The organism is Methylocaldum sp. 14B (assembly GCF_002005105.1).
GTDB lineage: Bacteria > Pseudomonadota > Gammaproteobacteria > Methylococcales > Methylococcaceae > Methylocaldum.
On record NZ_MSCV01000043.1, the window covers coordinates 43098 to 57124 of the forward strand.

A 14027-nucleotide genomic window follows, 5' to 3' on the forward strand; every position below is an offset into this window, starting at 1 on the left:
CGGTGGTTTAATGCCTGACGGCAATACCTTCAGGCATTTTGGAGAAGGGAATGGTCTTCACCGCCTCGTCCCGCTTGGCGTCGATCACCCCCTGAACCGGGTCGAAAGGCGGCGGTGCTTCCGCGCGGGCCGGCAACATGGCGCACATCAGGAAAAGGAAAGTTCCTAGCGTAATCCTCGGAAAGACGATGCGGTTCATAACAGCACTCCCGCCTGGGCCAACCAGGGTTTGAGGAAGGTGAACAAGAAACCGACCAGGCCGCAGACGCCGATGACCGGGATGACGCCGACCCGGCAACGGAACAGGATCAGCAGCGCACCCAGGCCTACCAGAGCCGAAACGCCATCGAAGCGCCCAGAGAAGCCCTGCGGCCAAAATACGTGGTAGGCGAAAAACACAGCGAGGTTGAGGATGACACCCACCACGGCGGCGGTAATGCCGGTCAGGGGCGCGGTGAACTTGAGATTGCCGTGGGTGGTTTCGACCAGGGGGCCGCCCGCCAGGATGAACAGGAAACTGGGCAGGAAGGTGAACCAGGTCACCACGGCCGCGGCTGCGGTGCCTGCCAGAAAAAGCTGATCCGGTCCGAACAGTTGCTTGGCCCAGCCGGCGACGAAACCGACGAAGGTCACCACCATGATGAGCGGCCCCGGCGTCGTTTCGCCCAAGGTCAGGCCGTCGATCATTTGATGCGGAGCGAGCCAGTGGAAATGCTCGACCGCGCCCTGATAGACGTAGGGCAGCACCGCGTAGGCACCGCCGAAGGTGAGCAGGGCCGCCTTGGTGAAGAACCAGCCCATCTGCGTGAGCGCGCCGTGCCAACCATACTGCGCGTATAGGAAGCCGATCGCGCCACTCCATAGGATCAGGCCCGCTAGAATGATCTTGAGCAAGCTGGCCCAGGTGAAGCGGGCATGGGCGGGAACCGGCGTATCGTCGTCGATCAGCGCCGGACCGTAGCTTTGCTTGGCCGCACCATGGCCTCCGACCACAAATTTGCCGGGTGCAAACTTGCCGCCGATGCCGCCCAGAATCGCCGCTACCAGCACGATCAAGGGAAACGGCGCTTTGAAAGCAAAAATGGCCACGAACGCCGAGGCTGCCATGGCCCACAGCACCCAATTTTTCAGCGCCCGCGAGCCGATGCGCCAGGCTGCGAACAAAACGATGGCGGTCACCGCCGGCTTGATGCCGTACAGCACGCCGGCCACGGCGGGCACCTGGCCGAACGCCAGGTAAATCAAGCCCAGTCCGATCAAGATCAAGAGCGAAGGCAACACGAACAGCCCTCCCGCGATGATCCCGCCCCAGGTGCGGTGCATCAGCCAGCCGATATAGGTCGCCAGTTGCTGCGCCTCCGGCCCCGGCAGGAGCATGCAGTAGTTGAGTGCGTGCAGGAAGGCGGCCCAAAAACCTACGGCGACCGGGCGAACATTGTTCTTAGTGGGTGCGGTGACGTGGGAAGTTTCGCTCATGGCGCGGAATCCTTTTCAAATGCGGCCAGTAGCCCGTCAAACAGAACGCTGGCGGCCGTGAACAGTTGATCGTCATTGGCGCTGGTTTCACGCAGGCCCGCCAATACGCGCTCAATGCCTTGGGCCTCCGGAGGTTGGATGCCGCCGACGTCGAGGAAGTGCACGATGCCGGCGAGTCGCGCGAGCGGTGGCGACTCCAGGCCGAATCCGGCGAGGAGGGTCTCGAAGGTCACCTTGCCGCCCACATGGGAAAAGGCGGCACCGTCGAAGTCGAACCCCAACGCGTCCTCCGGGCAGTCGGCGGGTGAAGCCAACCAGAGAATGCGGGCGTCCGGGTCGATGAAGCGGCGAATCAGCCAGGCGCTCGCGAGTCGATCCACCCAGGGGCGGGCACGAGTCGCCCACACGCGGCCGCGATAGTCGGCAATATCCAAGCGTGGGATCGCACCGGCCGCCGCATGCGGTTCGTCGGGGGACAGGCAGCGGCTGACCGAACTTTCCAGCTCCTGCAAGGCGGCATCGGCTTGTTTCTGGGCTTCCCCCGGGAAAAAGTCGATGGCGGCCAGTTGTCCAAATGTCTTGCGGAGCTTTCTGGCTTGTTTCAGTGTCGCCGGCGCGGTTTCGCTCGTCAGCTGAGAGCCGCATTGGGCAATCTCCGCCAGCAATTCGCCGAATTCGGATGAACGGTCAAACAGACCCGAAAAACCGTCTTCACCTTTTCCTTCAGCCGTCAGCAAATAGGCCGTGCCGCCGTTCTCACGGAGATCGTCGGCGACCTCGGCCAGAATCTCTCGACAGCCGTCCTGTTCGGGCAGCAAATAGACGCCATCCCGGAGCACCGCGGCGCCCGAGGCTTTGAGCGCTCGCCAGGCCCGCATTCGGGCCGTGGCGTTCTCCGTCGGCAGAGTCAGTATGAGCAAAAGCCAAGACATGTGTAGCATTCTCTACAGTAATGTAGATTATGCTACTCATTAAGCTGAAGGGCTTCAAGTTGCGTAAACGCCTTTTAAAACAGGTTTCTCAGCAATAAGACCAAGCCATAGCACACGCTGGTAGCTATCGCCGCGAGGCCGAGTGCCAGCCAGAAATTCAGCGACCGTTCCAGCAGCAGGGGCAAGATCCAAAAGAAGGCCAGTGAAGGTATCACCAGCCAGACGATTTGCCGCGAAAGCTCAGTTATCAGTTCGGTGTCCCCGGTGTCGACATAGAGCCAGATGAAGGCCAGAATCGATGTGATCGGCAGTGATGCGATGAGGGCGGCAACCAGGCTGCTACGTTTCGCCGTTTCGGAAATTACTGCGATCAACAGCGCGGATATCAACACTTTGAGGTACATGGCCGTTTGTGTTATTTGCTTGCCGGCTTGCAGCGGAGGTTGGTACGCCAAGATCGTACCCATTTTCTCGTTATGGTTTGCGCTTACGCTCGTAGGTGTTCATACCGACTCGTCTGCATTCAAGTCCTTCTGAATCTTTCAGAATAAATCAGACGTCTCGGAGCGGGCGTGCTTTATTCATGCCTATCAATAGACCGTAGCGCATTCGAAGTCGTTGGCCCAATCACCATGGGAATATGAAAGGGGACGCATGTCATGAGAATAGGCTCTGCTCTCTCCGAACATACGAGGGCTTACACTGAGCGGACTTTCAGGGCGAGTCTGCTCATGCTATCCGTGGTAATCGACCGCTCGGAGTTCAGTCCATCTACCGTACGCTTAACAGGCAGACCTCGCCCTCTGCCGAACCGACGGCCAGCATGTTGCCCTGAGGACTCCAGGCCAGCCGGGTCAGCGGATTTTTCAGGATACAAAGATCCTTCATTATGCCTTCGGGGATATTCCACAGGATCAACATTCCATCCTGCCCGACCGTGGCGAGAACATCCCGCTTCGGATGAAACCTGAGGTCGGCGATGCGGTCGATGTGGCGGCTGAGCACAAAGGGCTCCCGATTGGCCGGACCCGGTCCCGAGAAATTCCACAGCACCGCCTCACGGTCCGCGCCGCTGGCCAGATATCGGGATGAGGCATCCCAGTTCAATAGGCTGATCTTGCCGGGATAGCCCGACATGCCGACGTTCTTGGCGGTCTTTACATTCCAAACCAACAGGCTGGCATCCTGGCAGCCGGCAGCGAGGTGTTCGTCGTTCGGCGAAAGGCTCAGGGAGAGAAACGAGCCTTTCCACTGGAAATGCTTTTTCGCTTGCACGGCGTCTATCCGCCACAGCTTGACCCCGCCGTAACACGCGGTGGCCAATCGGCGTCCGTCGCGCAGCCAGGCCAAGCCCGTCACCGTGCTGGCATGATCGCCGTAGACTCGACACAATTCGCCGTCATTCTTCCACAGCTTCACGAACTTGCCGGCCGCCGAGGAGAGGAGATCGCCGCGCGGCGACCAGGCCACGTGTTCCACCCAGCCGCTGCCGCCATCCAGTACCATGGCCTCTGCACCGGTACCGGCATCCCACACCCGCGCCTTGCCGTCCTGTCCGCCGCTGGCGAGCCAACGTCCGTCGCAGGACCAGTCCAGCGCCAGCGTTCCCAGGCCGTGACCGGGCAGTTCATGAACGACCCCGCCGGTTTCTCCCACGAGCAGCAGGATCGGACCGCCGGCCGATGCCGCTGCCAGCGTAGATCCATCAGGCGACCAGGCCAGAGCGGTGATGTAATCGTCGCCCACGACCCGCCATTGCGGCTCGATCAGCTCGAACGGTGCTTTCTCATTCAAGCCAGACATTGCCGAAATCCCTCGTTCAAAGCGTGCCGGTCCAGATTGCGGCCGATGAACACCAGCTGGTTGCGGCGCGGCTCGTCGCCCCAGGGTTTATCGGCCTGCATGTTGAACAGCATATGCACGGCATGGAACACCAGCTTCTTTTCCATGCCTTTCAGGCTGACGATGCCTTTGGTGCGGAAGATATCCGCCCCTTTTTCCCGGAGCAGCTCGCCGATCCAGTTGTTGAAGCGGCTGTAGTCCAGATCGCCGGGCTCGCTGATGCCCACCGACGTCACGTCATCGTCATGTGTGTGCCCGGCCTCCCATTCACGGGTCATCACCGGTTCGACCCCTCGATCCCCGCGCAGGAAGGTCATGCCGAACTCATCGGGATGATGCTGGGTGAAGCAGGCGTAATGCCCGTCCCGCTCGACCGAAACCCGAATTTGCTTTATGCCGCCGGCGCTCAGATCCAGCTCGTGCAGGCATTCCTCCGTTAGGCCGGCATCGGGCGCGAGCCGCTTGGGAGGGTCCGAGAACAACCGGACCATGCGCTCTTGCAGACCCATGAGGCAACTGTCGCTGGCATCGGCCACCGGCAGCCAAATCAAGCGGATGGCGGGATCGGGGCCGTCTTGGATAATCCAGCGGTAATCCCCGGCGGCGAGATGGAACAGCCCGGCCCATTCGAAGGGATATTCCGGATCCAGGAAACCGGGCTTGACCGTCAGCGCCCGATCGAGGTCGAACCCGCCGACGTCCAGTACCTCGGCCAGATCCACCTGGCCGTTCACCGTACGATGGATTCGGGCCATGGCATTCATGCCCCGCACCCGCTTTTCCAGGGCGGCCAGCTCCGGTTCCGAGACCAGGTCGGCCTTGTTGAGGAGAATCACGTCGGCGAAGGCGATTTGTTCCTTGATCTCCTCGCTGTCTTCGATATGCAAGTGCACATGTTTGGCGTCCACCACGGTGATCACGCCGTCCAGCCGGAGCTGCGAGGCGATTTCCTCGTCGACGAAGAAGGTCTGGGCCACCGGGGCGGGGTCGGCAATCCCCGTGGTCTCGATCAGGATGGCGTCGAACTTGTCGCGCCTCCGCATCAGATTGCCGAGGATGCGGATCAGGTCGCCCCGGACCGTACAACAGATACAACCATTATTCATCTCGAAAATTTCTTCATCGGCATCGATGACCAGGGCATTGTCGATGCCGATTTCGCCGAACTCGTTTTCGATCACGGCGATGCGTTTGCCGTGGTTTTCGCTCAGGATTCGGTTCAAGAGGGTCGTTTTGCCTGCACCCAGGAAACCTGTCAGCACGGTGACGGGGATGCGGTTCGAAGTGATGGCGGTCATGTCATGGCTCCGTTTTGTTGGGGAGATGAGTGGTGTAGATCGCGATCGATCCGCGCATAGGCAGAATGGTTGTGGATGGATTCGAAGTTCTCCGCTTCGACCGTGTAGGCCAGGATGCGGGGCTCCGCGTCCATCCGGGCGGCCACGTCGCGCACCATGTCCTCGACGAACTTGGGATGGTCGTAGGCGTATTCGGTGACATACTTCTCGTCGGGACGCTTGAGCAGTCCGAAGATCGGGGAGGAGGCTTCGGCCTCCACCCACTCGATCAATTCTTCGATCCACACGAAATCAGCGGTCGTCACGGTCACGGTGACGTGAGAGCGCTGATTGTGGGCGCCCCGTTCGGCAATCGTCTTGGAACAGGGACAGAGGCTGGTGACCGGCACCGCGACCCGGATTCGGGTCGTGACTTCGCCTTCGGCGATTTCGCCGACCAGGGCCACTTCGTAGTCCATCAAGCTGCGCACGCCGGTGACCGGCGCCGCCTTTTCGACGAAATACGGAAACCGCATTTCGATGTAGCCGGACTGGGCTTCCAGTCGCCGAATCATCTCGGCCAGCATGTCGCCGAAGGACTCCACGCCGATTTCGCGTTCGTAACCGTTGAGTATCTCCACGAAGCGGGACATGTGGGTGCCCTTGAAGCCGTGGGGCAGGTTCACGTACATGTCGAAGCGGGCGATGGTGTGCTGCTCGCCCTGGCTGAGGTCCCGGACCCGCACCGGATGCAGGATGTCCTTGATCCCGACCCTGTCGATGGCGATGCGGCGGGAGTCGGCCCGGCCCTGCACGTCTTCGATGCCGATCGGAGCGCTCATCGATCCTCCTCCGTATAGCGGACGCACGACGTGTCGGTTTCCCACAAGGTCACGGCGCTGACCCGGGCGAATTCCCCGTCGATCCGTTCGGCGAGCCGGCGGTAAAACCAGCCGGCCAGGTTCTCCGCCGTCGGATTGATCCGGTCGAACGGCTCGATCTCGTTGAGATAGCGGTGGTCCAGGCTGTCGGCAAGCGTTCGGGCTTCCGCCTTGATGGTCTTGAAATCCAGGGCGATGCCCAGCGCGTCCAGGATGCGCGCGGAGACCTCCACCTCCAGCTTCCAGTTATGCCCGTGCAGGCGGCGGCAATCGCCGGGATAATCGCGGAGCGAGTGCGCGGACGAGAACTGGACCTGCACGCGAAGCCTATAAAGGCTGCGTTTGCCTGAGGCGGCCGCGGCGAGGGACGAGTCGTTGCTATGGATGTCCATGGGTTGCGATAGGATCGTTAGTCAATGCAGGCGGATCGCATCCGGAACCGCGATGCCACCCACGGCCGCCATCAGTTCCTCGGCGAGTTCGTGAACGGCGCCTGCGGCGATGAAGACCAGGCGTCCGAGCCCGTCGTCGGATGCTCGGGCCGGCAAGGGAACCGGCGGATACAACCGGCCCGTCGCGGCTTGCACGATGACGGGCTCGGACCGGTCGGACAGGCGAACCACTCCCTTCACCCGCACCAGACGGGAACGATGCTGGGCCAAAAGGTCTTCCAGCACGGTTTGCAGGCGCGGCCAGGGAATCGGCGCGCTCAGGTAGAGGGACACGCTGCGGAAACCGTGATCGGGCAACTCCTGGCCCTGTGGCAGTCGGCGATTATCGGGAGCCACCGGCGCCAGAACGGTTTCCGGATCGATGACTCCCTGTACTGCGACCAGCCTGGGCGTGGCCGGCGCGAGTTCGTCCAGCCGGACAGCCAAGCGCACCATCTCCTCCGCGTTTGCCTGATCGGTGTGGGTGAGCACCAGGACATCCGCCCAAGCCACCTGGGCGCGGGCTTCGGGAAAACGGCCCAATTGTTCTTCGGCTGCCGGTACTGACACCATCGCGATCACCGCTTGCAGATGGTAGCGGGATGCCAGCCAGCGGTCCCGCAGCAGCGTGTCCAGAACGGGTTCGGGGCTGGCGACGCCGCTCGCCTCGATGACGATCCGGTCGAACCGCGGCGAGCGGGGATTCTCCCAGGCCAGCCGGAGGTTTTTGAGCACCGGCGCCAAGGCGCCCCGCATCTGGCAGCACAAACAACCGCCGGACCGATTGTGTCGCCATTTTTTGCAAAACCTTTTGGGACTTCCGAGTCACCAAAAGGAGCAAAAACTTGGCGACAAGTTATTGCCTGCGGCGCCCCGGACGCCCTGCGTTCGACCGGTCCCGACCCGACAAGGGGTCGGAACCTGGCTCCACAATGGCTCGACGCCCGGTCGCGATGCCTTGTGGATGGCCTACGACCGTTGCTAACGCAACGACCTTCGGCCATCCACCCGGCGCTCGGGCTTCCGGGGACTACTCGACTCGCTCGCATTCGCATCGCTCCATGTCTCGCAGCGAGGGTCATGAGCGGGATGTCCTGACGCTCGATCAGGGCCTGGTCCACCGGGGTGGAGCCGAACTCGTTGATCAGCACCGCCGTACGCGGTCCCTGATCCAGCAAACGATTCAGCAGCGTGGTCTTGCCGCTGCCGAGAAAGCCCGTCAGAACGATGACGGGAAGCGGGGTTTTGGGGCTTAGCGACATGTTTGCACCGGTGCTGGCCGGTTCGAAACGGGAACCGCCCGAAAACGTTCCGCATCCTTGAGGGCGAAGTCCACGTCGTTCACTTTGAAGTGATCGAGGGACAGGCTGTGGAAGCGGTCGAAATGAACTTTGACGGATCGCTCGATGCGGCGGTCGTATCCGGGTTGAATCACCTGCGCCGTCCCGTGGACGCGCTCGACCACTTCGCCGTCCCGCACCACCACGCGCCCGTTTTTCAACACCAGCGCGGCGTCGGCGAACATGGCGCGCCGGTCGGGTTGCGGCCGATAAACGGCGATGTCGGCGACGGCGCCGGGGGCGAGATGGCCGCGGTCGCCAAGACCCAGCAAACGTGCCGGGGCGGCGCGGGTCATGATCGCGATTTCAGGGAGCGAAAACTCCCGCTTCAGCTCCGGCAAGAGGGTCAGCGCCAAGGCTTCCTGATTAAGCCGTGCCATGCAGGACTGGCGATAGTCGGCGTCCATGAGCAGGCGGATCAGTTCCGGATAGGCGGTGAAGGGCGCGCCGTTGGGATGATCGGTGGTGAAGAACACCCGCCAGGGATCTTCCGCCAGCAGGAAGATTTCCAGGCCGATGGCCCACTGTAAGGTGTTGACGAAGCTTTTTTCCCGGTAGCGGTAGGGCACGATGCCGCCCGCACCGTCACATTCGGCGTCCCACATCACCCATTTGCCGGGGCTGGCATCGTCCCGGCGGCTGTATTGAGCGGTGACATCACCGGAAATCGTCACGGTCCGGCCGAACAGTACCTGGCCGACGTCCATCGTGATATTCGGATGGCGGCGGAAGGCTTCCATCAGGCGCGCCGCGCCCGAGGAAAAGCCTTTGGCGCCCTCCTGTCCGTAGCCGTAGAACTGGATGTGCGCCAAGTGCATGGGCAAGCCTTGCGCGGCTTCCATGGTGGCGACGGCGGTGTCCACGTTGCCCGGCATCCCCAGGTTGTTGCAGTGGACATGGACGGGATGCGGAATGCCCAGATCGCACACCGCACGCTGCAGGGCTTGCAGGATATGCCGGGAACTCACGCCGTAGAACGGCACCACATCATCCAGATCAAAACACCGCACATTCCATTTGAAGGCATTGGCCCCGCCGGCGTTGATGACCTTCAGGCCCAGGCAGCGGGTGGCGTTCAAGGTCCAGGCCACGTAATCGTCGACTTGCGCCTGGCTGGCCTTGTCGCGCAGCAGCCGCAACAGGAAATCGTCGCTGCCGAGGATGGCCAGGCCGGCCGTGTCGATGATCGGAATATCCGCCATTTGTAAGTGGGCATCCAGGGCGTTGGCCGGCAACACCGCCGGTTCGACCACGGTGGTGTAGCCCATTCGGGCGTAGCGGTAGCCGGTGTCCGTGCTCGACCATTTAGCCGTGCTGAACGGGTGGCCGAACCGTCGGGCCATGACATTGCGGTGCTGTTCCGGCAGCAGCACGCGGGCGGTGTTGACGTTGCCGCCCGCAATGTGGCTGTGGATGTCGATGGCCCCGGCCATGACGATATGTCCGGAGATGTCGTGAACCGTGTCGACTCGCGCGCCGGGACCGGGGTCGGAGACGATAAGGCCGTCCCGCACGAACAAGTCGCGGATTTCTCCCGCGAGCCCTTGGGTTGGGTCGTAGATCTCGCCGCCCGCCAATTTGATCAGCATGGTTCGGCGCTCACAGCAGATCCAGGGTCAATAGGAGACGGCGCGGTTCCGCCGGCGTCGGCTTGGGCGAGCGGTGCACCAGCCCGTGGCCCTTGTTGCCCTCCCACTTGCCGCCTTTCATCAGCCCGACCGCATAGGGCGGCATGGCGTGGATCGCGGTTTCATCCAGAATCAGCCCGGACTCCTCGTCGGGCAACCCTTGCGCACCGGGTCCCAGCTTGGTCCGGTCCACGCAGTCATCCGGCAGCCACTGGGTGCCGACGCCGCCGTAGGTGCAGACCAGACGAGCGGGCACATGATCGACGTGGAAGCGCGGACACATGGGCCTGGCCAGGGTGCGAAGGCGGAGGCCCGCCCGCTCGGATTCGAACAAGTCGCAATAGGCGCCGGTCAAGCGGGCGACATCGCGCCACCAGTCGTCATGCCCCGAAATGTGCTTGCACTCCGGCAACAGCGAGCCGAAATCGAAATGCTCGAAACGAATTTCTTCGGCCAGTTCGATTTCAATCGGGCTTCGCAGGAGTTCGGTAACAAACCTCCGAAGCGGCTCCTCGGGTTGCCGGTGAATCAGGCACAGGCTCACCCCGGGCTCGTAGATGCGGGCGAGGTCGGCCAGATCGTTCGACTGGACGGCGAAAGAAACGTTTTGAGCGGGTTCGATCCGGTGGGCGGATGCGGTCATGGAACCTCCTTATCCGGGTAACAACAGGTTTTCGAAAACGACGATGCCTTGCATGAAGCCGATCCCGAGGCCGAAGGTGGTCGCTTGTCCGACCAGGCCGGGCAGGGTGGGAATTTCGTGCAGGGCGGGAATCAGGTCGGAGCCGGCGATATAGATGAAACCGCCGGCGGCGAGGGGCAGCAGCAGGATCAGGGAGGACTCGGCCGCCTGACCCAGGGCCAGGGTGAAAACGACGCCAGCCATTACCGTCAGCGAGCAATAAAAGTTGTAGAGCACGGCCTGCCGCGGAGTGTAGCCGCCGTAGACCAAGGCGCCCACGTCGCCTAATTCCTGGGGGACTTCATGGGCCACGATGGCGAAGGTGGTGGTGAAGCCGAGGATCGGATCGGCCAGGAAGCTGCCGGCAATCAGGATGCCGTCGACGAAGTTGTGGATGGCATCGCCGATCAGGTTCATTCTGGCCAGGGGCCGAATATCTTCGGAGCCGGTATCGAGCGCGAAACGATGGTCATGGCGCCAGCGCACCGCTTTCTCCAGCAGGAAAAAGACGAATACGCCGACGAGGGCGGTCATGCAGACCGTCGACACCGAGCCGTGGCGCGCGGCCGCATCGGGAATCAGATGGATGAAGGCATCGCCCAGCAATACGCCCACCGCCAGGGAGACCAGATTAGGCACTATGGCCGCCAGCCGTTCCGGCTTTATCCACAGGACGAACAACCCGCTGAACGAGACCAGGCTGACCGTCAGTCCCGCGGCCAAGGCATAGATCGCGGTGACCCAGTCGTTCACGCGTCCGCCTCGTCCTGAGGCCACGCCGGGAAACGGTCTTCGCAGGCTCGCCAGACCTCGGAGCCGACGTCAGCCACCGTGACCAGCGTAGCGGATCGCGCCATGGCGGAGAGGCTTGCGCCGTCCTCGCCGCGAAAGGTGAATGCCGCGTCGGTGGGCAACGGTCCTGCGATACCTGCGGACCGATCACACGCATTCTTGTGTTTCATTCTGCGGGCCTCCATGCCCCCAAATTCGCTCCGGGCGAATTTGTCGATCGCCGGGTAGCCGAAGCGCCTCTCGTGCGGCAGTCGTCCGACCTCGCGTCGGTCGTTGACGATCACCGCCACCAGGCGCTTTTCCCGATTGGACAGAAGGTGATTGAGCAGGGTTGTCTTGCCAGGTCGAGCGAAACCCGACAATACGGTAACGAGCAGTTTGCGCGGCAAGTGATCCGAGTTGGCTGTACGCATCGACGACTGAAAAGTCATATAAAATGTTATAGCGTTACATTATTTGGAAATGAGGCGCACGTTACTCCGTTGGTTCCGGGACTTAAGGGCTTGTTTGCGTCAACAGCTGAAACGATCGCCGCTTTCCACGCAGCTGTTCGGCGGGGATGGCCCGGTTGCGACAGCCAGCGTGGTAGGTATGGGAGGATGAAACAGTTCCATGGGCGGCGAAACAGGGGTTGACATCATGGATCGATCACGTCCTGCCCAGATCAATGATGTGACTATATAACATAACTGATCTGGGCCGCAAGCTCATAGATCTATGTTGCGGCTACTGGCCGGCGTCAAGGCGGATGTCATCCTCGGATGACTCCGCCGAGGAGGGCCTCTGCATTCTTGAGTAGCCTGGGCCAGGAGTCACTGCTGGCCTCGACCGTGACATGAACCAGCTCCTGGTGAACGCGTAATAGCCCTCTGAAGTACTCCGGGTGAATATCCTCTTCCATGGCCAGGTTGCCGATGCAAGCGAACTTGCCTTTGCCGACGCGCCAAATGTGAAGATCGCAAATTTCGGCCTGGATCGGGCTTGCTTCTATGATCGCGCGGATTTCCGCCGTCACCGGGGCGTCCATTTCGCCATCGAGCACCGGACGGGTGGGCTCCTCGGGTTTTTGGCCGCAGGCGACCGCTAGCATCGCCGTTCCGACCCATACGATCCACGCTGAGATGGGGACCCGGCCCTTCAGTGATGCGTTCATCAGAGACCTCCCGTCTCATCGTTCGGGAGGAGTTCGTAGCTGACGACCCGGTGGACCGGATCCACCTGGAGGCGAAAGGCCGGCCCACCGAGGACCCGCAAGGCGTCCTGCACGGTGAGCGGTCCGAGATGGCGCTGGACATCGGGAACCGTCTGATTCAGCAGCACCTGCACCTTTGGGCCGTGTTCATCGGGATCGGCAAGCCGATACCCGGAATGCCGCAACAGATACTCCGCCGCGTCCCTGACCGTAAAAATGTCCCGCGGGAGGCGGACATCGATGACCATGAGAAGCGGATCGATCTGTTCCGCGCTGGGCCTCGCCGTCACCACCGAGTAGCGCCCGGTTTGGACCCGGATCGGTTCGAGGGTCTTCACCGGACGGTTCCCGGAGGCTACCGGATTCGCTTGGGCGTCAGAACGATTCGCTACCGGTCTTGCAGGCGGCCCGGACAGACGCTTCGTGTGTCCGGCACAGCCGGTTAACGTCAGGCTGAGCGCCAGGATCGGAAGCAGTGTCTGGTAGGGAAGCTGTCGCATCGGCGGCCCGTATCGATGGTGTTGCGCCGATGGTGCAAGCATTATCCGGTGGATTCAAACGGAAACCGTTCATCGATTCGTGGGCGGTTTGGCTACAGGCGTTTCCATATTCCAATTCCATTTGTTGGAGGACGGGTACCCTTTCCATTCAAGCCCTGTCCGGTACCTTTTTCCCTTCTTTTCCGGACCTTTTGGCTCTTTACCGTTTGTTTTGTCGAACATCCTATTGGTCGGTAAGGTGTGATTGTATTTTCAAGATGGGTGAAGCCTATGCCTATTTCGGTCAGACTCGATCCGGCGTTGGAGGCGCGGCTGGATCAGGAAGTCCGGCGCCTCGGCGTCACCAAGTCGGAATTCGTCAAGGATGCGCTTGAGCGGGTTTTAGGGCTCAAGAGCCCGGCAAGCCTGTTGCAACAGGTCAGGAGCGGCACTCCGACGGGCGTTCCAGCGTGTCGGAAGACGTCTCAGCCAAAGTGAAGGCCAAGTTGCGCGCGAAGCGTTCTGATTGATGCCGGTCCGCCAGTGTACCTTTTGCGGTGAGCGAAGCGCGTTTTCAGGAATGACTGGTTATCGGCAACTTGTGGTCGCACAACATCTGTCCCCACATTGAAATTCTTTTCGGTGCCACATTTGAAGAATCGCTAAAAAGCCTTCGCGAGAGTCAACGGGATCCAGTTAAAGCCTCGGATCGACCGGTTCCGACTCCAGCGCCAGCACGCCGAACACGCATTCGTGTACCCGCCTTAGCGGCTCTCCTGCGACGAAGCGTTCCAAAGCCTCCAGCCCCAATGCAAACTCCCGGACGGCCAGCGCCCGTTTGCCGGACAGGGCGCGTCTGCGTAGCCGCTGGAGATTGGCCGGTTGGGTATATTCCGGACCATAGATAATGCGCAGGTAATCCCGGCCGCGGCATTTCAGTGCCGGCTGAACCGGTTTGCCGGAAAGCTTCGGTATGAAGTCCACCGGTTTGACGACGATGCCTTCGCCCCCTTCATCGGTGAGTCCGAGCCACCAGTCCTCCAGACCTGCACGGGCAGCGTCGTCGCTCAGATCG

At 61.6% G+C, this 14027-nt stretch carries 16 protein-coding genes and 2 pseudogenes; 1 reads left to right on the forward strand and 17 read right to left on the reverse strand.

Annotated elements, in window-relative coordinates:
- Positions 1–7: 7 nt before the first annotated feature.
- The 16 genes and pseudogenes from B2A78_RS23205 to B2A78_RS23280 all read right to left on the reverse strand — a co-directional run bounded on the left by B2A78_RS23205 (position 8) and on the right by B2A78_RS23280 (position 12973).
- A complete protein-coding gene (locus B2A78_RS23205) occupies positions 8–199 on the reverse strand; it encodes a hypothetical protein (RefSeq protein WP_077732426.1) in 192 nt (63 codons plus the stop codon).
- Entirely contained in the window at positions 196–1476 is a 1281-nt protein-coding gene (locus B2A78_RS23210) for a chromate transporter (protein ID WP_077732427.1), read from the reverse strand. Before B2A78_RS23210 ends, B2A78_RS23205 begins: the two co-directional genes overlap by 4 nt.
- A complete protein-coding gene (locus tag B2A78_RS23215) occupies positions 1473–2408 on the reverse strand; it encodes a chromate resistance protein ChrB domain-containing protein (protein WP_077732428.1) in 936 nt (311 codons plus the stop codon). Before B2A78_RS23215 ends, B2A78_RS23210 begins: the two co-directional genes overlap by 4 nt.
- A 74-nt stretch (positions 2409–2482) precedes the next feature.
- Entirely contained in the window at positions 2483–2875 is a 393-nt protein-coding gene (locus tag B2A78_RS23220; RefSeq protein ID WP_240502649.1) for a DUF3147 family protein, read from the reverse strand.
- 304 nt (positions 2876–3179) lie between these two features.
- A complete protein-coding gene (locus B2A78_RS23225) occupies positions 3180–4211 on the reverse strand; it encodes a WD40 repeat domain-containing protein (protein WP_077732429.1) in 1032 nt (343 codons plus the stop codon).
- Positions 4199–5548 carry a GTP-binding protein gene (locus tag B2A78_RS23230; protein WP_077732430.1) on the reverse strand — a complete coding sequence of 450 codons (1350 nt, stop codon included), beginning with the start codon at positions 5546–5548 and terminating at the stop codon, positions 4199–4201. Before B2A78_RS23230 ends, B2A78_RS23225 begins: the two co-directional genes overlap by 13 nt.
- A complete protein-coding gene (gene folE2, locus B2A78_RS23235; RefSeq protein ID WP_077732431.1) occupies positions 5545–6369 on the reverse strand; it encodes a GTP cyclohydrolase FolE2 in 825 nt (274 codons plus the stop codon). Before folE2 ends, B2A78_RS23230 begins: the two co-directional genes overlap by 4 nt.
- Entirely contained in the window at positions 6366–6800 is a 435-nt protein-coding gene (queD, locus tag B2A78_RS23240) for a 6-carboxytetrahydropterin synthase QueD (RefSeq protein ID WP_077732432.1), read from the reverse strand. Before queD ends, folE2 begins: the two co-directional genes overlap by 4 nt.
- Before the next feature lie 21 nt (positions 6801–6821).
- Positions 6822–7607 carry a GTP-binding protein gene (locus B2A78_RS23245; protein ID WP_276205420.1) on the reverse strand — a complete coding sequence of 262 codons (786 nt, stop codon included), beginning with the start codon at positions 7605–7607 and terminating at the stop codon, positions 6822–6824.
- A 362-nt stretch (positions 7608–7969) separates the two neighbouring features.
- Positions 7970–8101, reverse strand: a pseudogene (locus tag B2A78_RS25895) (GTP-binding protein); the annotation flags it as partial.
- Positions 8092–9768, reverse strand: coding sequence for a formylmethanofuran dehydrogenase subunit A (locus B2A78_RS23255; protein ID WP_077732435.1), 1677 nt, complete (start codon positions 9766–9768; stop codon positions 8092–8094). The pseudogene B2A78_RS25895 and the gene B2A78_RS23255, both read right to left, overlap by 10 nt.
- A gap of 10 nt (positions 9769–9778) precedes the next feature.
- Positions 9779–10450: a DUF1826 domain-containing protein gene (locus B2A78_RS23260; RefSeq protein ID WP_077732436.1), complete on the reverse strand. Its 672-nt coding sequence runs from the start codon at positions 10448–10450 to the stop codon at positions 9779–9781.
- A gap of 9 nt (positions 10451–10459) precedes the next feature.
- A complete protein-coding gene (locus tag B2A78_RS23265) occupies positions 10460–11242 on the reverse strand; it encodes a ZIP family metal transporter (protein ID WP_077732437.1) in 783 nt (260 codons plus the stop codon).
- Positions 11239–11694, reverse strand: coding sequence for a GTP-binding protein (locus B2A78_RS26780; protein WP_168175536.1), 456 nt, complete (start codon positions 11692–11694; stop codon positions 11239–11241). The genes B2A78_RS23265 and B2A78_RS26780 overlap by 4 nt, the downstream gene beginning before the upstream one ends.
- Positions 11695–12032: 338 nt before the next feature.
- Complete coding sequence (locus B2A78_RS23275) at positions 12033–12434, reverse strand: hypothetical protein (protein ID WP_077732439.1); 402 nt, start codon at positions 12432–12434, stop codon at positions 12033–12035.
- Entirely contained in the window at positions 12434–12973 is a 540-nt protein-coding gene (locus tag B2A78_RS23280; protein WP_168175537.1) for a pili assembly chaperone, read from the reverse strand. Before B2A78_RS23280 ends, B2A78_RS23275 begins: the two co-directional genes overlap by 1 nt.
- Before the next feature lie 270 nt (positions 12974–13243).
- Between B2A78_RS23280 and B2A78_RS23285 the strand changes: the two genes are divergently transcribed.
- Positions 13244–13450: a CopG family transcriptional regulator gene (locus B2A78_RS23285; protein ID WP_077732441.1), complete on the forward strand. Its 207-nt coding sequence runs from the start codon at positions 13244–13246 to the stop codon at positions 13448–13450.
- A gap of 198 nt (positions 13451–13648) precedes the next feature.
- Here the strand turns inward: B2A78_RS23285 and B2A78_RS23290 are convergent.
- A pseudogene (locus B2A78_RS23290) lies at positions 13649–14027 on the reverse strand (polynucleotide kinase-phosphatase); the annotation flags it as partial.